The 16193-nt window shown below is 47.1% G+C and carries 13 protein-coding genes and 1 riboswitch; of the genes, 12 read left to right on the top strand and 1 reads right to left on the bottom strand.

Annotation, left to right across the window (positions count from 1 at the left end; all coding sequences use genetic code 11):
• The first annotated feature begins 52 nt into the window (after positions 1-52).
• The 8 genes from bshC (at position 53) to gyrA (ending at position 11979) form a co-directional block, all read left to right on the top strand.
• Positions 53-1684 carry a bacillithiol biosynthesis cysteine-adding enzyme BshC gene (gene bshC / locus NST47_RS24225; protein WP_341159744.1) on the top strand — a complete coding sequence of 544 codons (1632 nt, stop codon included), beginning with the start codon at positions 53-55 and terminating at the stop codon, positions 1682-1684.
• 35 nt (positions 1685-1719) lie between these two features.
• Positions 1720-2982, top strand: coding sequence for an adenosylhomocysteinase (locus NST47_RS24220; RefSeq protein WP_076230166.1), 1263 nt, complete (start codon positions 1720-1722; stop codon positions 2980-2982).
• A 133-nt stretch (positions 2983-3115) separates the two neighbouring features.
• Complete coding sequence (locus NST47_RS24215; RefSeq protein ID WP_341157425.1) at positions 3116-4495, top strand: LysM peptidoglycan-binding domain-containing M23 family metallopeptidase; 1380 nt, start codon at positions 3116-3118, stop codon at positions 4493-4495.
• Between the two features lie 159 nt (positions 4496-4654).
• Positions 4655-5479, top strand: coding sequence for a GDSL-type esterase/lipase family protein (locus tag NST47_RS24210; protein ID WP_341157424.1), 825 nt, complete (start codon positions 4655-4657; stop codon positions 5477-5479).
• A gap of 25 nt (positions 5480-5504) precedes the next feature.
• Positions 5505-6467 carry an ABC transporter ATP-binding protein gene (locus NST47_RS24205; RefSeq protein ID WP_341157423.1) on the top strand — a complete coding sequence of 321 codons (963 nt, stop codon included), beginning with the start codon at positions 5505-5507 and terminating at the stop codon, positions 6465-6467.
• Positions 6460-7452, top strand: coding sequence for an ABC transporter permease (locus NST47_RS24200; RefSeq protein WP_076230170.1), 993 nt, complete (start codon positions 6460-6462; stop codon positions 7450-7452). The genes NST47_RS24205 and NST47_RS24200 overlap by 8 nt, the downstream gene beginning before the upstream one ends.
• A 110-nt stretch (positions 7453-7562) precedes the next feature.
• The gene (gene parE / locus NST47_RS24195) at positions 7563-9536 is read left to right on the top strand and encodes a DNA topoisomerase IV subunit B (protein WP_341157422.1); all 1974 of its coding nucleotides are present in this window, start codon (positions 7563-7565) and stop codon (positions 9534-9536) included.
• Between the two features lie 7 nt (positions 9537-9543).
• Positions 9544-11979, top strand: a complete 2436-nt coding sequence (gyrA, locus tag NST47_RS24190) for a DNA gyrase subunit A (RefSeq protein ID WP_341157421.1) — start codon at positions 9544-9546, stop codon at positions 11977-11979.
• Here gyrA and NST47_RS24185 read toward each other — a convergent pair.
• A complete protein-coding gene (locus NST47_RS24185; protein WP_179097445.1) occupies positions 11976-12143 on the bottom strand; it encodes a hypothetical protein in 168 nt (55 codons plus the stop codon). The two genes, gyrA and NST47_RS24185, sit on opposite strands and share 4 nt — an antisense overlap.
• A gap of 200 nt (positions 12144-12343) precedes the next feature.
• Between NST47_RS24185 and NST47_RS24180 the strand changes: the two genes are divergently transcribed.
• The 4 genes from NST47_RS24180 to NST47_RS24165 all read left to right on the top strand — a co-directional run bounded on the left by NST47_RS24180 (position 12344) and on the right by NST47_RS24165 (position 16030).
• Complete coding sequence (locus NST47_RS24180; RefSeq protein ID WP_341157420.1) at positions 12344-12751, top strand: MarR family winged helix-turn-helix transcriptional regulator; 408 nt, start codon at positions 12344-12346, stop codon at positions 12749-12751.
• 81 nt (positions 12752-12832) lie between these two features.
• Positions 12833-13666, top strand: coding sequence for a tetratricopeptide repeat protein (locus NST47_RS24175; RefSeq protein ID WP_341157419.1), 834 nt, complete (start codon positions 12833-12835; stop codon positions 13664-13666).
• Positions 13667-13700: 34 nt separating this feature from the next.
• Positions 13701-13782: riboswitch (ZMP/ZTP riboswitch) on the top strand.
• A gap of 62 nt (positions 13783-13844) precedes the next feature.
• Positions 13845-14690 carry a bifunctional 5,10-methylenetetrahydrofolate dehydrogenase/5,10-methenyltetrahydrofolate cyclohydrolase gene (locus tag NST47_RS24170; protein WP_341157418.1) on the top strand — a complete coding sequence of 282 codons (846 nt, stop codon included), beginning with the start codon at positions 13845-13847 and terminating at the stop codon, positions 14688-14690.
• A 219-nt stretch (positions 14691-14909) separates the two neighbouring features.
• A protein-coding gene (locus tag NST47_RS24165; protein ID WP_341157417.1) for an IS3 family transposase occupies positions 14910-16030 on the top strand; the annotation gives its coding sequence in 2 pieces (ribosomal slippage) (positions 14910-15159 and positions 15159-16030; 1122 coding nt in all).
• Positions 16031-16193 lie beyond the last annotated feature (163 nt).

Raw genomic sequence — 16193 nt, 5'->3', positions numbered from 1 at the left:
AATCAAGTAGATACATATTATAAATAAAGTGAGGCGGCTTCCGTTGTTGAAAGTGGAATCGATTCATTGGAAATCCAGCCTGCCTTTAACTGAGGATTACGTTCAAGATTATAACAAGGTGAGTGACTTATTTGAATATGATCCTTGGAACGAATCATCTTGGGCTGAACGTGCAGCTTGGCTCGATCGCGGGAATCCTCTGGCAGCCGACCGGGGACAACTCGCTGAGGTTTTGCTAAGTTACAATAAAGCAATCGGTAATGCTCCCGAAGCTTTGGATGCAATAGGAAAGCTGAAGCAGCAGGAGACGCTTTGTATCGTAGGTGGACAGCAAGCCGGCTTATTCAGCGGTCAGGCACTTGTTATTTATAAGGCGATCACCTTGATTCGCTCGGCAAGGTTGGCCTCAGAGAAGCTGGGTCGTCCGGTTATTCCTGTTTTTTGGATTGCAGGAGAGGATCATGATTTTGACGAAGTGAACCATATGTATTACTTATCCCCGGAAATGCAGGTCAGCAAGATCAAGATTGAGCATCCGAGCGGTAAGCGTAGTACAGTGAGCAGCTTGAAAATCTCGCAGGAGCAGTGGACCACGGCACTTGAGCTGTTGGATTCATCCCTGATACCGACTGAGTTCAAGCCAGGGTGGATGGAGTTGCTTCGCACCGCAGCGGCTGAATCCCACACCTTGGTTGATTTTTTCGGGCGTATTATTGCCAAACTGTTTGGTGCGCAAGGCTTGGTGTTGGTTAATTCCGATGATCCCCAGCTCAGACGTCTGGAATCTCCGATGTTTGCCAAGCTGATTCGTGAGCATGAAGCTGTGAATACGGCCGTACTGACGGGTCGAGACAAGCTGGAGGCTCTCGGTTATTCGTCACAGGTAGATTTGAATGAGCGCAGTGCCAATCTGTTCGTCGTGGATGATGATGAGCGAATCTTGATGTATGCGGCGGGACCTGATGGTCCTTATACCGATCGTAAGAAGGAGCGCATTTATTCGCGTGAGCAGCTGTTGGATTGGGCAGAATCGTCACCGGAACGAATCAGCAACAATGTCATGACAAGACCGCTCATGCAGGATTATTTGTTCCCTGTGCTGGGTACGGTATTGGGGCCTGGTGAAATTGCGTACTGGGCGATCACGCGTGAGGCCTTTCATCAGGTCGGGCTCAAGATGCCGATTGTTGTTCCAAGGCTGGAGTTCACCATTCTGGAAGGAACCGTCCAGAAAAATATGCACAAATTCGGTCTTACTCTGGACGATGTGTTATACCATCTGCAGGATAGGCAGGAGGAGTGGCTGCGTTCTCAGGATACACTCAAGCTAGAGGAGCGTTTTGCCGAGGTGCGGGACCGTTTTGTTGAAGGCTACCAGCCTTTGGTTGAGCTGATTGCGGGGATTAATCCAGGTATCGGCAAGCTTGGAGAAACCAATATGGGTAAAATTATTGAACAAATCCATTTTCTGGAGCAAAAGGCCAGTGATGGAGCACGTGCGCAGTTCGATGCTTCGCTGCGTCACTTCCAGCGAATCGGTTTGTCAGTCGTCCCGATGGGAAAACCACAGGAACGGGTGTATAACATTTTTTCATATCTTAATAAATACGGTGATTCATGGCTGTACGAGCTTTTAGACAGCGATTTGAAGCCCGATGGCAAACACAAGATTCTTTATATGTGACATACTTTTACCCATACTTTGAAGGAGGAATAACATTGAATACGAAGGAACGCAGTATTATTAAGGATCTGGCTTTAGCACCGGAAGGACATTTGAAAATCGAATGGGTTAACGCCCACATGCCGGTTTTGAACCGTATTAGAGAGCAATTCGAGAAGGAACAGCCGTTCAAAGGATTAAAAGTAGCGATTTCCCTGCATTTGGAAGCGAAAACGGCTTATTTGGCCAAGGTAGTAAAAGCAGGCGGTGCCGAAGTAGCGATTTGCGGCAGCAATCCGTTATCAACACAAGATGATGTATGTGCAGCTTTGGTAGAGGACGGTATCACCGTATTTGCCAAGTACAATCCGGATCCTAAGGAATACAAAGAGCTATTGATCAAGACATTGGAAACAGAGCCCGACCTGATCATCGATGATGGTGGAGACCTGGTTTCCATGCTGCATTCCGAGCGTAAGGATCTGCTGAAAAACGTGCGCGGCGGAGCTGAAGAAACAACGACGGGTATTTTGCGTTTGAAAGCCATGGAAAAGGAAGATAAGCTGCAGTTCCCAATGATTGCGGTTAACGATGCTTATTGCAAATATTTGTTTGATAACCGTTATGGTACAGGTCAATCCGTATGGGATGGCATTAATCGTACAACGAATCTGGTTGTTGCCGGTAAAACGGTTGTTGTTGTAGGTTACGGCTGGTGCGGTAAAGGTGTTGCTATGCGTGCCAAAGGATTGGGCGCTAACGTGGTTGTAACTGAAATTGATGGCATTCGTGCGGTTGAAGCTTACATGGACGGATTTGCCGTTATGTCGATGGAGGAAGCAGCCAAAGTTGGCGATTTCTTCGTTACAGTTACCGGTAATCGCGATGTTATCCGTGGCGAGCATTACAAGGTTATGAAGGACGGTGCTATCTTGTCCAATGCTGGCCATTTTGACATTGAAATTAACAAGCCAGAGCTTGACGAGCTTTCCGAGTCCAAACGTACAGTTCGTCGTAACATCGAAGAATACAAGCTCAAAGACGGACGCAAATTTTATTTGATCGCTGAAGGACGTTTGGTCAATCTGGCAGCAGGCGACGGACATCCGGCAGAAATTATGGACATGACGTTTGCACTTCAGGCGATGTCTTTGAAATATGTGAACGACAACTACAATTCCATCGGTAAAAAGGTTGTTAATGTTCCTTATGAGCTGGATGAGCAGGTTGCACGCTATAAGCTGGCTTCGATGAATGTAACGATCGACACGCTGACTGACGAGCAAAAGCTGTACCTGGACAGCTGGGCAGAGCATTAATATCAGATTTCACGCAGTAAAGAGGGCGCTCAGCAATGGGCGTCTTTTTGTTGTGCTAACTAGATTGCTAGCTGAATAGACTAGAACAGGTTGTTTACTCTCCACCATTACACCGAATTAACGGGAGGTACAAGTGGATTACACAACAATGGTAAGTAAATGCAGGTGGCTATTAGTAGGGTGTGCGGTGATTGGCATGTTTGTAGTGCTTGCAGGATGCTTGATGCGTCCTTTTCCCAATGTGCAGGGCACAGCAGCTGGAAACGAGCTGGATTATGTGAATCAGCAATCCTATGATGATTTTATTTACTCTGAGCTTGAGCTTGAAATCAACGAGCAGGAGCGGCTACGGGCTGCGAGCAAACGGGGCGTGCAAATCGTCATTGATGGAAGTCCGCTTGGTATCGTAAAAGATGAGGAAGCGGCTGCCGCTCTGCTGGAACAATATAAACAGAGCCGTCTGCCTATGATCGGTCTAAATACTGCTATCTCGAACGGTTCAGGCTCAACGAACACAGCAACAGGGGCAACCGCAGCAGATAAAGCCAAGGTTCGTATTCTAACGGCAGCTGTAGATAAGGAACAGGCCACGGAGCAGCCGGGGCAGCTTCAGTCTGCCGAATTTATGCAGCACATTGAGCTTGTACAGATAGATATTGAACCGGAGGATATCGAGGATAATGACACGTTGCTGGATAAAATAGCGACAGGAGGCGTCAAACCCTTTATTTATACCGTGGTACGTGGGGATTGTATTTCGTGTCTGGCTTACAAATTCAAGATCGATAAACAAGTCATTTATGACAACAATCCGCAAATTCGCAATGATTTGATTCGTATCGGGGAACAACTGGATTTATCCGTGGCACAACCGATGCTGACACTCAAAACGGTTGAGCAGCGGATAAGCTCGGTAGAAGTGCCATTTACAACAGAATATGTTGAAGATAACTCTTTAAAGGCTGGTGTACAAGAAGTGGTGTCGGCGGGTATTCCTGGCTTGCTGCGGGTGGCAACGAATACGACCCGAATAGACGGCGAATTTATTGAAGAGGCAGAAGTGAATCAAATCTGGATTCGATCCGCTACCCAGGCAGTTGTGAAAAAAGGTACAATGATTGTTGCGGGTATGGGCACAGGGCAATTTGCATGGCCGGTCTACAGGGCAAAACTGACGAGCGATTATGGAAGCCGATGGGGAAGCTTTCATCCGGGAATGGATATGGTATCTGAGCAATCAGGCATTACCGCGTCAGATCATGGAGTGGTTAGCTTTGCAGGCTGGAAAACCGGTTACGGCAATTGCATCATCATTGACCATCACAACGGCTATAGCACGCTTTACGGACATTTAAGCAAGATTTCCGTAGCTCTGGATGATCGTATAGAAAAAGGGGATAAAATCGGGATTATGGGCAGTACGGGCAATGCGACGGGCGTGCACTTGCATTTTGAAATCCGCAAAGGCGAGGTTCAGGAAAACCCGATGAAATATTTGTTAAAAGCGAGTTAAGGGTATGGTTGCATCCGTTGTCTGAAATTTCATAAGTGAAGCAGGCCGATGACCAGAGCTCCGGTCTATTTGACATGGATTTGCAAATTGTCTCGTGAACCGCTACTCTAAAATGGAGTCCTTATGAGGTTGTCGAATATGTGGAGGGGGAGAGGTCGCTTGTTTTCTACTCGTTTTTTATGGCGTACGGTTGGGTTGGCCGCGTTGCTGTCAACGCTTATTTGTGTGTTTGGATTCGTATATGCCATTAATCAGATTATGTATCCGAAGCTTGCTGCGAATAATGATTTTGCGAATCCCGTTGAAGTTGTGAAGCCCAAAGAGTCGCCGCTTGCGTCCAAGGACAAAATTCAAATCGTGGCGCTTGGTGATTCATTGACTGCTGGAACTGGCGATTTGTCGGGACGTGGTTATGTCGGGCAAACGAAGGAAAAGCTGGAGCAGCAGTTGGGCAAGCCAGTATATATACTAAACAACTTTGCAATTCCCGGTTTCCGGACGTATGATGTGCTGAAGGATATGGATGCCAAAAAAGATATAGGAACTTCACTGTCCCAGGCGGATCTGATCCTGCTAACCGTTGGCGGTAATGATTTGTTCGAGGGTGGACAAGGGGTATTGAGTACAACCGGGGAGGAAGGCTTCAATCCCAAGGCTGCGGAGGAACGAATGCCGGAAGCCTTACAGAGGCTGGAGCAAATTCTGGATCGGGTTGCCAAGCTGAATCCGACCGCGACGATTGCTTATGTGGGCTTGTATCATCCTTTTCTGGATATGGACCCCAAACGTGAAGGAATTCTCACAATACAAAAGTGGAATACAGCGGCATTTGATATTGCCCATCGTTACCCGAATATCGTCGTTGTCCCGACCTCTGATTTATTTGAGCTGAATTTAGGCAAGTATTTATATACAGACCATTTTCATCCGAATCAGGATGGTTATGAACGAATAGCCGAACGTATTGTACAAATTGTTAAATAGCGTCTCAATAGAGCGAGGTGAAACGATGATAAATCAACGGGAAGTTGTGCTATCCGTCCAAAATGTGAAAAAATCAATCAAACGAAAAGAAATTATTAAAGGCATCTCCTTCGAGGTGTTCGCAGGTGAAATATTCGGATTTCTTGGGCCCAATGGCTCAGGAAAAACGACTACCATTCGTATGCTTGTCGACTTGATCGCGCCGTCGGAAGGCACGATTACGATTTGCGGCTACGATGTCCACAAGGAGCACAATAAGGCACTTCAGTATGTAGGGTGTATCGTCGAAAACCCGGAGCTGTATACGTATTTAAGCGGGTGGGAAAACCTTGAGAACTTCGCTCGTATGCTGCCTCATGTTGGTGAAAAGCGTATTCAGGAAGTAGTGGATATTGTCGGTATGGATGTGCGTATTCATGATAAGGTTCGCACGTATTCGCTCGGCATGCGGCAGCGACTCGGCATTGCACAGGCTCTGTTGAATAGTCCCAAGCTATTGATACTGGACGAGCCTACGAACGGCCTGGACCCTCAGGGTATTAAAGAAATGAGAGAATTTATTCAGCAGCTGGCGAAAACAGGATTAAGCCTGTTTGTATCAAGTCATTTACTCAGTGAAATTCAACAAATGTGTGATCGGGTCGCGATTATTAGTCATGGAAAGGTCATCAAGGTCGGCGAAGTCGACTCTCTGATCGACGAATCGGCAAGTCGTGTTATTTGGCGTGTGACACCTTTAGAAATGGCTCTGGCAATATTGCAGTCTGAAGCGGATGTACAGATTGTTGAATACCATCAAGCTGTTGAAGATCACAAGGACCACAATCTTCAGATAGCGAGTATTGTGACTCAGCTTCGGCCTGAAGATATACCGTTATTGACACGAAAACTTGCGGAGTCCGGCGTATTGCTGTACGGTGTGGAGACGAAAAGCCCTACGCTGGAGGATTTATTCTTAAGTCTGACGGAGGGTGAGCGTATTGGTTAGCTTATATCCACTCATAAAAAACGAATGTATCAAAATCATTAAAAAGCGCCGATTGCTGGTCGTTCTACTCATTCTTGCTGCACTGATTCCGATGTTTACTTATGCACAGATGAAGGTCGCAGAAAATAATTTGAAGCAGTTCGGTACGAATGACTGGCGGGCAGAGCAGCGGCAAAAAATCGTTGACTACACGCGTAGCATTGGCAGTGCTCGTGTTCCCGAGGAATGGAAGCAATTCCGCCGCGTCGAGGTTAAGCTGGCTCAATACTATTTGGATAAAGATGTGAATCCCGCAGAGCCGAACGGGGTAACCTTTACAAGAGAATTCATAAAAAATGCGGTGGGCTTGTTTATTCCCTTGATGATCATGGTTATTGCATCGGATCTTGTATCGTCGGAGCATTCAACAGGAACCATCAAGCTGCTGCTGACAAGGCCGGTGCAGCGCTGGAAAATTTTGATGAGCAAGCTGCTCAGTCTGATTTTGTTTACGTCGCTTGTTGTCATAAGTACGGGGCTGCTCTGTTATCTGATTTCAGGGGTAGTGTTCGGCTATGGCGGATGGGATATGCCTGTATTTTTTGGATTTACGATTATTGGCTCTGAGGTTGACACGACCTTTGTCCGTCCAGTCGATCAATGGCTTTACCTGATCATGGAATTTGGTCTGGTCTGGTACTCAGCACTAATTGTAGCGGTCATGTCCTTGATGGTTTCAGTGCTGGTCCGCAGTACTGCTGCGGGTATGGGCTTGATGCTGGCCGTATTGATTTCGGGCACGATCCTGACGAATATGGTATCATCCTGGGAAACGGCCAAATATTTATTTATGGTGAATCTGCGTCTGACCGATTATTTGACCGGCAGCATGCCACCTATCAAAGGTATGGATTTGCCCTTCTCATTAGCCGTGTTGACGGTTTGGGGACTTGCTTCGGTAATTGCCTCCTTTGCTGTCTTCACGAAAAAAGATGTATTGAACTAATAACGCAAGATGATATAATGCACAATAGAAACCAGACGTCACAGAAGTGAAACATAATTATTTCCAAAACTATGACATAACTGGGGCTTTAGGGATAAGGGGAGACTGCGATGGCGGAGCAACTGGATTTGTTAGCCAATACAACAACCACGCGGGCGGAATATGACGCTGATGATATACAGGTGTTGGAAGGACTTGTAGCGGTCCGTAAAAGGCCGGGTATGTATATAGGAAGCACAAGCTCTTCCGGACTGCATCATTTGGTATGGGAAATTGTCGATAATGCCGTTGATGAGCATTTGGCCAAATATTGTTCAAAGATTGATGTGACTATTCATAAGGATCAGTCGATTACCGTTCAGGATAATGGACGTGGCATACCGACAGGTATGCACAAAACAGGCATTCCGACACCGCAGGTCGTGTTTACGATTCTGCATGCCGGCGGAAAATTCGGCGGTTCGGGATATAAGAAGTCAGGCGGACTGCACGGCGTAGGTGCTTCGGTAACCAATGCGCTGTCCGAATGGCTGGAGGTCACGATTTATCGTGACGGCAAAACCCATAAGCAGCGTTTCGAATATTGGGTCGATGATAAGGGTATTGAGCATGTAGGTGAGCCTGTTGGCGGCCTGGAAGTGCTGGGCAATACGAGACAAACCGGTACGAAGGTTACCTTTAAGCCGGATAAAAGAGTGTTCCAGAGCGGGATTGCGGTTACGTATGATACGCTGTACGAGCGGCTGCAGGAGATTGCTTTTCTGAACTCGGGTCTTCAAGTGACGATTAAAGATGAGCGCAGCGATAAGCAGGAAACGTTTCAGTATGAGGGTGGTGCCAGTCAGTTCGTCGCTTTTTTGAACGAGGAAAAGGCGGTACTGCACGATGTGATCCATTTTACAGGAGAAAAAGAAGATATCGAGGCGGAGATTGCCCTCCAGTACAACGATGGCTATACCGAGACTTTGGTTTCCTTTGTTAACTCCATACCGACACGCGGCGGTGGTACTCATGAAACAGGCTTTAAAACAGCCTATACCCGTGTCATGAACGATTATGCGCGTAAAACTGGGATTTTGAAGGAAAAGGATAAGAATCTGGACGGTCAGGATTTGCGGGAAGGTATGATGGTTGTCATTAACATCAAGATGGGCGAGGTTGAATTCGTCGGTCAGACCAAGGATCAACTGGGCAGTGCCTCTGCGCGTGGTGTTGTGGATTCCATCGTTTCTGACAAAATGGCTGTGTTTCTGGAGGAAAATCCGCAATCGGCACAGATGATCATGAAGAAGGCTGTACAATCAGCCAAAGCACGCGAAGCAGCACGCAAGGCGCGTGAGGAAATACGCAGCGGCAAGAAGGGGAAGAGCGAGAGCTCGAATCTCGGCGGCAAGCTGACTCCTGCACAGTCGAAGGATTACGCTCGTAACGAGTTGTTTATCGTGGAAGGGGATTCCGCCGGAGGCTCGGCCAAGCAGGGCCGTGATTCCAAGCATCAGGCCATTTTGCCGCTGAAAGGTAAGCCGATGAACCCCGAGAAAGCCAAGCTGCCCGACATTATGAAAAACGATGAGTATAAAGCGGTTATTGCTGCTATTGGTGCCGGTGTTGGTCCCGAATTCGATTCCAGCGAAAGCAACTACGGCAAAATCATTATTATGACGGATGCGGATACGGATGGAGCGCATATCCAGGTGCTCTTGCTGACATTCTTTTATCGGTACATGAAGCCCTTAATTGACGCAGGCAAGGTATACATCGCTCAACCGCCCTTATATAAGGTGACCAAGAAATCTGGCAAAAACAGTGCGGTACATTATGCATGGACAGACGATCAGTTGAACAAGCTTAACAAATCGCTGGGCAAAGGAACGGAACTGCAGCGTTATAAAGGCTTAGGTGAGATGAATCCGAATCAGCTGTGGGAAACCACAATGGATCCGGCAACGAGAATTTTGTTGCAGGTGCAGATAGAGGATGCGGCCAAAGCTGAAAGGCGTGTATCTACGTTGATGGGGGATAAAGTGGACCCACGTAAGCGTTGGATTATCGAGAATGTCGACTTTACCGAGTTCGAGGAGTAGATAAATAGTGACGATACCTGAAAATTTTTTACCCGCATTTTTAGAGGAAGTGGTGGGCGACCGGTTTGGTCGCTATTCCAAATATATTATTCAAGACCGCGCGATTCCCGATGTTCGGGATGGCTTGAAGCCTGTGCAGCGGCGTATTCTGTACGCCATGTACGACGCAGGCAATTCACCGGACAAAATGTACCGCAAATCAGCCAAAACCGTCGGCGATGTGATGGGTAACTATCACCCGCACGGTGATGCATCGATCTATGACGGTATGGTGCGGATGGCACAGCCCTGGAAAATGGGACATATGCTTATAGACGGTCATGGCAACTGGGGCTCTGTGGATGATGATCCACCCGCCGCTATGCGTTATACGGAAGCCCGACTATCGGAAATCGCGATGGAGCTGCTGCGGGATATCGAAAAACGCACAGTGCTGTTTAAAGATAATTTTGATAATTCAACCAAAGAACCGGTCGTTTTGCCGTCCCGTTATCCGAACCTGTTGGTGAATGGTGTCAGCGGGATTTCATCCGGATTTGCAACGGAAATTCCGCCGCACAACCTTCGTGAGGTTATTGATGCCTGTGTAGCCTTGATCGATGATCCTGATCTTGAGCTGGAAGCGCTGATGAAGATTATGAAAGGCCCAGATTTTCCTACCGGTGGCATTATCATGGGCTCGGACGGTATACGGGATGCTTTTCGCACCGGTAAAGGCCGTATTTACGTGCGCTCGCGTACGGAAATTGAGCAGCTGCGCGGCGGACTCCAGCAAATTGTGATCACGGAAATTCCGTATCAGGTCGTGAAGTCTCGACTTGTCACAGCGATGGAGAACATCAGGCTGGAGAAGAAAATCGAGGGCATCTCGATTGTGCGTGACGAAAGTGGACGTAATGGCATGCGTATCGTTGTTGAATTGAAAAAAGAAGCGGATGCCCAAGGGATTCTTGCTTATTTACTGAAAAAAACCGATCTTCAGGTCGTTTATAATTTTAATATGGTTGCGATTGTCAACAAAACACCAAAGCAGCTAAGTGTCATCGAAATTATGAAGGCTTACATTGAGCATCAGAAGGAAGTTGTGACGTTCCGCACCCGTTTTGATTTGGAAAAGGCTGAGGATCGCGCTCATGTGCTGGAAGGGCTTGCCAAGGCGCTTAATATTTTGGATGAGGTTATCGCAACGATTAAAGCTTCCAAGAACCGTCAGGATGCTCAAAATAATCTGGTGTCGCAGTTCGGATTTACCGAGCGTCAGGCGGATGCCATATTGATATTACAGCTGTATCGGCTGACGAATCTGGAGATCCATTCGATTGAAAAGGAATTAAAAGAATTACAGAAATCGATTGCAAATCTTCGATCAATTCTAAGCAGTGAAAAGAAGCTGCTCGCTGTTATCAAGACAGAAATGACCGAAATCCGTACGAAATACGGTATCGATCGTCGATCGGATATTCAGGACGAAGTAGAAGAACTCAAGGTGAATCTGGAAGTCATGGTCACGGCTGAGGATGTTTATGTAAGCTTATCCAATGAGGGATATATCAAACGGACAAGCAAGCTGTCCTTCACCCGATCAGGTGGAGAGATCGAAAAAACAGGCCTTAAAGAGGGCGATTACCTTCGTTACCTGCTTGAGGTCAATACGCTGCAGAATCTGCTGATCTTTACACAAAAGGGGCAGTATTATTTGCTGCCCGTGCATCAGGTTCCCGAATATAAATGGAAAGAAAATGGAACCGCGATTGTTAATATTATTCCTGTTCCGAAGGATGATCGTATTATCAGCGTCATTCCGGTGAAGGATTTTAACGAGCCGAGCAAGTCATTCGTATTCGTTACGCGGCGGGGTCAAGTTAAACGTACGGAGCTGAAAGAATACGCAACAAGCCGTTCCATAGGCATTGTCGCTTGTAAAGTTGCCGATCAGGATGCGATTATTAGTGTGAGGCTGAGCAGGAACGATGAGGATATCATGCTCATCACGAAGCAGGGAATGGTTATACGCTTCAAAGAAGACGAAGTGAACGCGATGGGTCGTGCAGCTGGTGGAGTACGTGGAATCCAGATGAAGGATGACGATGAGGTTGTGAGTGCGGAATGGATCAAGGGTGAAGAAGGCGAGCTGCTCGTTGTTACGGACCTTGGATTTGCCAAGCGCTCGCTCATTCTCGATTATCCTATTCAAGGACGCGGAGGCAAAGGAATATTTACCTTCGAATTCAGAGAAGGCGCCAGAGTGAAGCCAAATGGTGCAAGTCTTGTTAAAGCGTTCGTCGTTAAAGATGAATTATTGCTGACAGCGATTCTGCAGAGCGGCAGTCGACTCTCCTTTTCCTCGGAGAAAACACCGATTGAACAGCGGAAATCTACAGGTCGTCAAGTCATTGGTGTTACCAAAACAGATCTAATCATAGATATGCTGAAAACGGACTAGTCATAGCTATTCGTTTCCGGTTCCAGCTTTTCTGCGAATTGCAGCAGCAGCTCCAATACGGCCCACACGGGCATCGAATCGTCCAGACGTTCGAGCCACTGTGGGTCGTTCAATATGCCTCTTTGAATTGCGAGCTGTCCAATATGCTGCTTCCAAGTTTCCATAACCTGATCACTCCTTCTTATGATTTGACAAGCTCTGCCGATAGTCGAATGCCTATGCTGCACTATATGTTGAAAGGCGTCTAAAGTTCCTTTTTTTTATCGATTAATGTCTCAAAGTATTTATGGCATTAATCTTTAAAAGAAATCGAGTGGATGATATACTTAAGAAAAGTATGGATCTACAGGAGTGATGAGGCAAAGTGGTAACTCAGGAGTTTGCAAAGCTATGGTGGAAACTATCTAAGGATTTGCGCACACATATGGATCTTCAATTGTCACCAACGTTAACGGAAGGTCAATTGACCGTACTCGAGCTGCTCATAGGCCGTGATCGAATGAAGCCCTCGGATTTCATTGAATTTCTGGCAACAACACCTGCTGCGATAACTACTTTATTGGATAGAATGGAAAAAGCCGAGCTGCTCTCCCGTTCCCGTGACGAGAAGGACCGTCGTATCGTTTGGGTAGAGGTAACGGATAAAGGCAAAGCGGAATGTTTGCGGGGTACGGAAATACGAGAGCGCTTTCTGCAGCAGTATTTGAGCCGAATCTCCTCGCACAATCAGCAGCTGCTTGTGTACCTGCTTGGCAAGGTGGCAAACGCTTAGCTTGAAATCATGTTCAAAGTGGATTGTCTGAGAGTAACGGGCTGCATAAATATTGGACTTTAATGGCTGTGGAGGAACCTCATGAAAGCTCTCATCAAACCGCTTCTTGTTATCGTCGGTATGATTATTATTGTGATCATTGTTTTTAATGTAAATATTTGGGCTGGATTTGGCCTTATTGCTGCTATTATTATATTTGCCGCATATACATCCCGTGCAAGTCTTTATGCGCTGCGCGGCAGCAGGGAGTTTGCCAAAGGGGAAACCCCGCAAGCCCTTGAATGGTACAAAAAGGCTTATAACAGTAAGCCGTGTCCGGATAAGCATCGAATTGGCTATGGGTATCTGCTGATGCGCACGGGGGATGCCAAGCAAGCTGAGCAGGTTTTTGGTCCTCTTCTGAAAGCTACCAAGAGCCGGGATACACTTGTACAGGCCCAGTGCAATCTGGCTACGGCGTATTGGCTTCAGGGTAAGCAGGACGAAGCGGTGGCTTTGCTCACAGATGTATTAAAGGAGTACAAGAATACGCTTGTATATGGCAATCTTGGTTATTTTAAAATTCTTCATGGTGACCCAGAGGAAGCTTTGACGTTCAATCTTGAAGCTTATGCTTATAATGGGGACGACCTTACGATCCTGGACAATGTTGCCCTGAATTATTATAAATTGGGACAATGGACACTCGCTGAGGAAACGTATCAAAAATTGATGCTGAAGTCGCCTAAATTTGCCGAGCCTTATTACTACTATGCTCAAACCTTAAAGCAGCTTGGAAAAACAGATGAAGCCATTGAGCAAATCAATCTGGCTGCTACCAAAACCTTATCCTTCGTAACACCGCTGACGAAAGAACAGATTGAGCAGGATGCATTGCGACTGCGTGCGCTGGAGACAGATGCAAATAATAGTTGATTTTTCTCATCAATAGCGGTATATTCGTCTTCACCAAGCTATGTGTGACTGGCGGAGCATGGGCAACCATGGGGGAGCACATAGAAGCATTTTCGCCGTACGCCTGGGCAAAGGTAAGGAGTTCATTCTCCTTGCCTTTTTGCGTTTATACGATGGATCAGCGAAAGGATGAAGGAACATGCATAAGACGCTTATTTTGGATGGCAATCAGGTATCTAGGACAATCAAGGAGCAGCTCAAGGGGAGAATTGAATATTTGGCTGCGAAGTCGATTGTACCTTGTCTGGCAACGATTCTTGTGGGCAGTGACCCTGCCTCGGAAACCTATGTACGTATGAAGGGCAATGCGTGTAAAAGGCTGGGGATGGATTCACGGCGTATTTATCTCGACGAATCGATAACAACGGAAAGCTTGATAGAGACCATTATCTCACTAAACAACGATCCTGATGTACATGGTATTTTACTGCAGCACCCCGTACCCTCACACATTGATGAACGGGCAGCCTTCGAAGCGATCAGCATTGATAAGGATGTCGACGGGGTGACTGCTATCGGATTCGCTCAAACAGCCTTTGACTACGGCAGATTTCCTTCTTGCACACCTGCTGCAATTCTTGCTATTCTGGATGAATACGATCTATCCATTGAAGGCAAACACGCTGTCGTTATCGGCCGCAGTCCGATTCTAGGCAAGCCCGTATCCCAAATGCTGTTAAATCGCAATGCAACAGTAACGATCTGCCATTCCAAAACGCGTGATTTGGCCCAAATCGTTCGTTTAGCCGACATCGTCGTAGCTGCAGTCGGCAAACCGAAATTCGTACAAGGTGATTGGATCAAGCCCGGCGCCGTCATCATGGATGCCGGTTACAACCCCGGTAATATCGGTGATGTCGATTATGACGCCTGCTTCTTGCAGGCCAGTGCGATCACCCCCGTTCCTGCTGGTGTAGGTCCTGTCACAATTGCTATGCTGCTTAAGCATACCGTAGACGCAGCCTTTTATTCCAATCAACTGTAATCAGCACCCGCACTTAAGCCTGCACCTGCACCCAAAGTCAAGCTTGTCCCGCAGGGGCCAAAGCGGCCCGAGAACCGTAAAGCGTGCACCCGATCAGCACCCGCACTTAAGCCTGCACCAGCACCTAAGTCAAGCTTGTTGGATCGGCTACACTAAGCTGGACAGAAAAAATAAGGGCTTGTAGAATAGACCTATCATACTAAGGAGCGGATCTCTACAATGCCTAAACAACAACGACGCACGTTTACAACGGAATTCAAAAAGCAAATGGTGCAGCTCTATGAAAATGGAAAAACCAGAGCAGCGATTGTGGAGGAATATGACCTCACAGCATCTGCTTTAGACCGCTGGATCCACCAATCCCAGACAACAGGCTCCTTCAAAGAGAAGGACAATCGCTCGGCAGAAGAAGAGGAATTGATGGCTTTGCGAAAAGAAAACCAGCGTCTGAAAATGGAGGTGGATATTTTAAAGCAAGCCGCGCTGATCATGGGACGAAAGTAGCTATCATCCAGAACAACCGTGATAAATACTCGGTATCAGCACTGTGCGACGTCCTGCAAATCGCAAGAAGTACATTTTATTATGACGCCCAAGAACGAGCCACTGAAGATGATGTCACCGAAGCTATTGTGGATATCTTTCTCAAGAACCGAAAAGCCTACGGTACACGCAAGATCAAAGTGAAGCTTTACGAGCGCGGGTTCATCGTCTCCAGACGCCGCATTGGCCGCATCATGAAAGAGCAAGGGCTCGTTTCCACTTACACGGTGGCACAATATAAGCCCCATAAATCGTCCTGTAACGAAGCGACAACGACCAATGTTCTAAAGAGAGAGTTTGAGCAAACGGAAGCTAAACGCTTTGTCGTCAGTGATTTGACGTATGTGAAAGTCCAGAACCGATGGCATTACATTTGTGTGCTAGTAGATCTGTTTAATCGCGAAATTATTGGTCATAGTGCAGGTCCGAACAAGGACGCTGTCCTGATTACCCGTGCCTTCGCAACCGTTAAGAGTGATCTACGCCAGATTCAATGGTTTCATACCGACCGTGGCAGCGAGTTCAAAAATCAAAAGATGGATGAGCTCTTAGAGACGTTTGAAATCGGTCGATCGCTAAGTATGAAAGGCTGTCCTTACGACAACGCTGTGGCTGAAGCCACTTACAAGATCATGAAAACAGAGTTTGTGAACCAGATGAACTTCCAGAGCCTTCGCCATCTGGAATTGGAATTATACGATTACGTCAACTGGTTCAACAAGCATCGCATCCATGGAACCTTAGGCTATATGACGCCTGTTCAGTATCGACAAGAAGCCCTTAAAAAAGTTGTCTGATTTACTGTTGACAATCCATGTCCCGCAGGGGCCAAAGCGGCCCGAGAACACCATAGTCCGCATACGAAAATACAGCACCCAAAGTCAAGCGTGTCCCGCAGGGACGATAAGCGCCCCGAGAACACCAAAGTCACTCTACAGCAAGGGAGTCCAGAGGGCAGCG

Source organism: Paenibacillus sp. FSL H8-0034 (genome assembly GCF_038000305.1).
GTDB lineage: Bacteria > Bacillota > Bacilli > Paenibacillales > NBRC-103111 > Paenibacillus_S.
Note: the sequence above shows the minus strand (reverse complement) of the source record. Positions and strands in the feature narration are given on the sequence as shown.

Bases quoted from the DNA above. Each gene is read 5' to 3' on its own strand.
- NST47_RS24205 (WP_341157423.1), top strand. From the start codon at position 5,505: ATGATAAATCAACGGGAAGTTGTGCTATCCGTCCAAAATGTGAAAAAA.
- parE (WP_341157422.1), top strand. From the start codon at position 7,563: ATGGCGGAGCAACTGGATTTGTTAGCCAATACAACAACCACGCGGGCG.
- NST47_RS24170 (WP_341157418.1), top strand. From the start codon at position 13,845: ATGCATAAGACGCTTATTTTGGATGGCAATCAGGTATCTAGGACAATC.
- NST47_RS24175 (WP_341157419.1), top strand. From the start codon at position 12,833: ATGAAAGCTCTCATCAAACCGCTTCTTGTTATCGTCGGTATGATTATT.
- NST47_RS24185 (WP_179097445.1), bottom strand. From the start codon at position 12,143: ATGGAAACTTGGAAGCAGCATATTGGACAGCTCGCAATTCAAAGAGGC.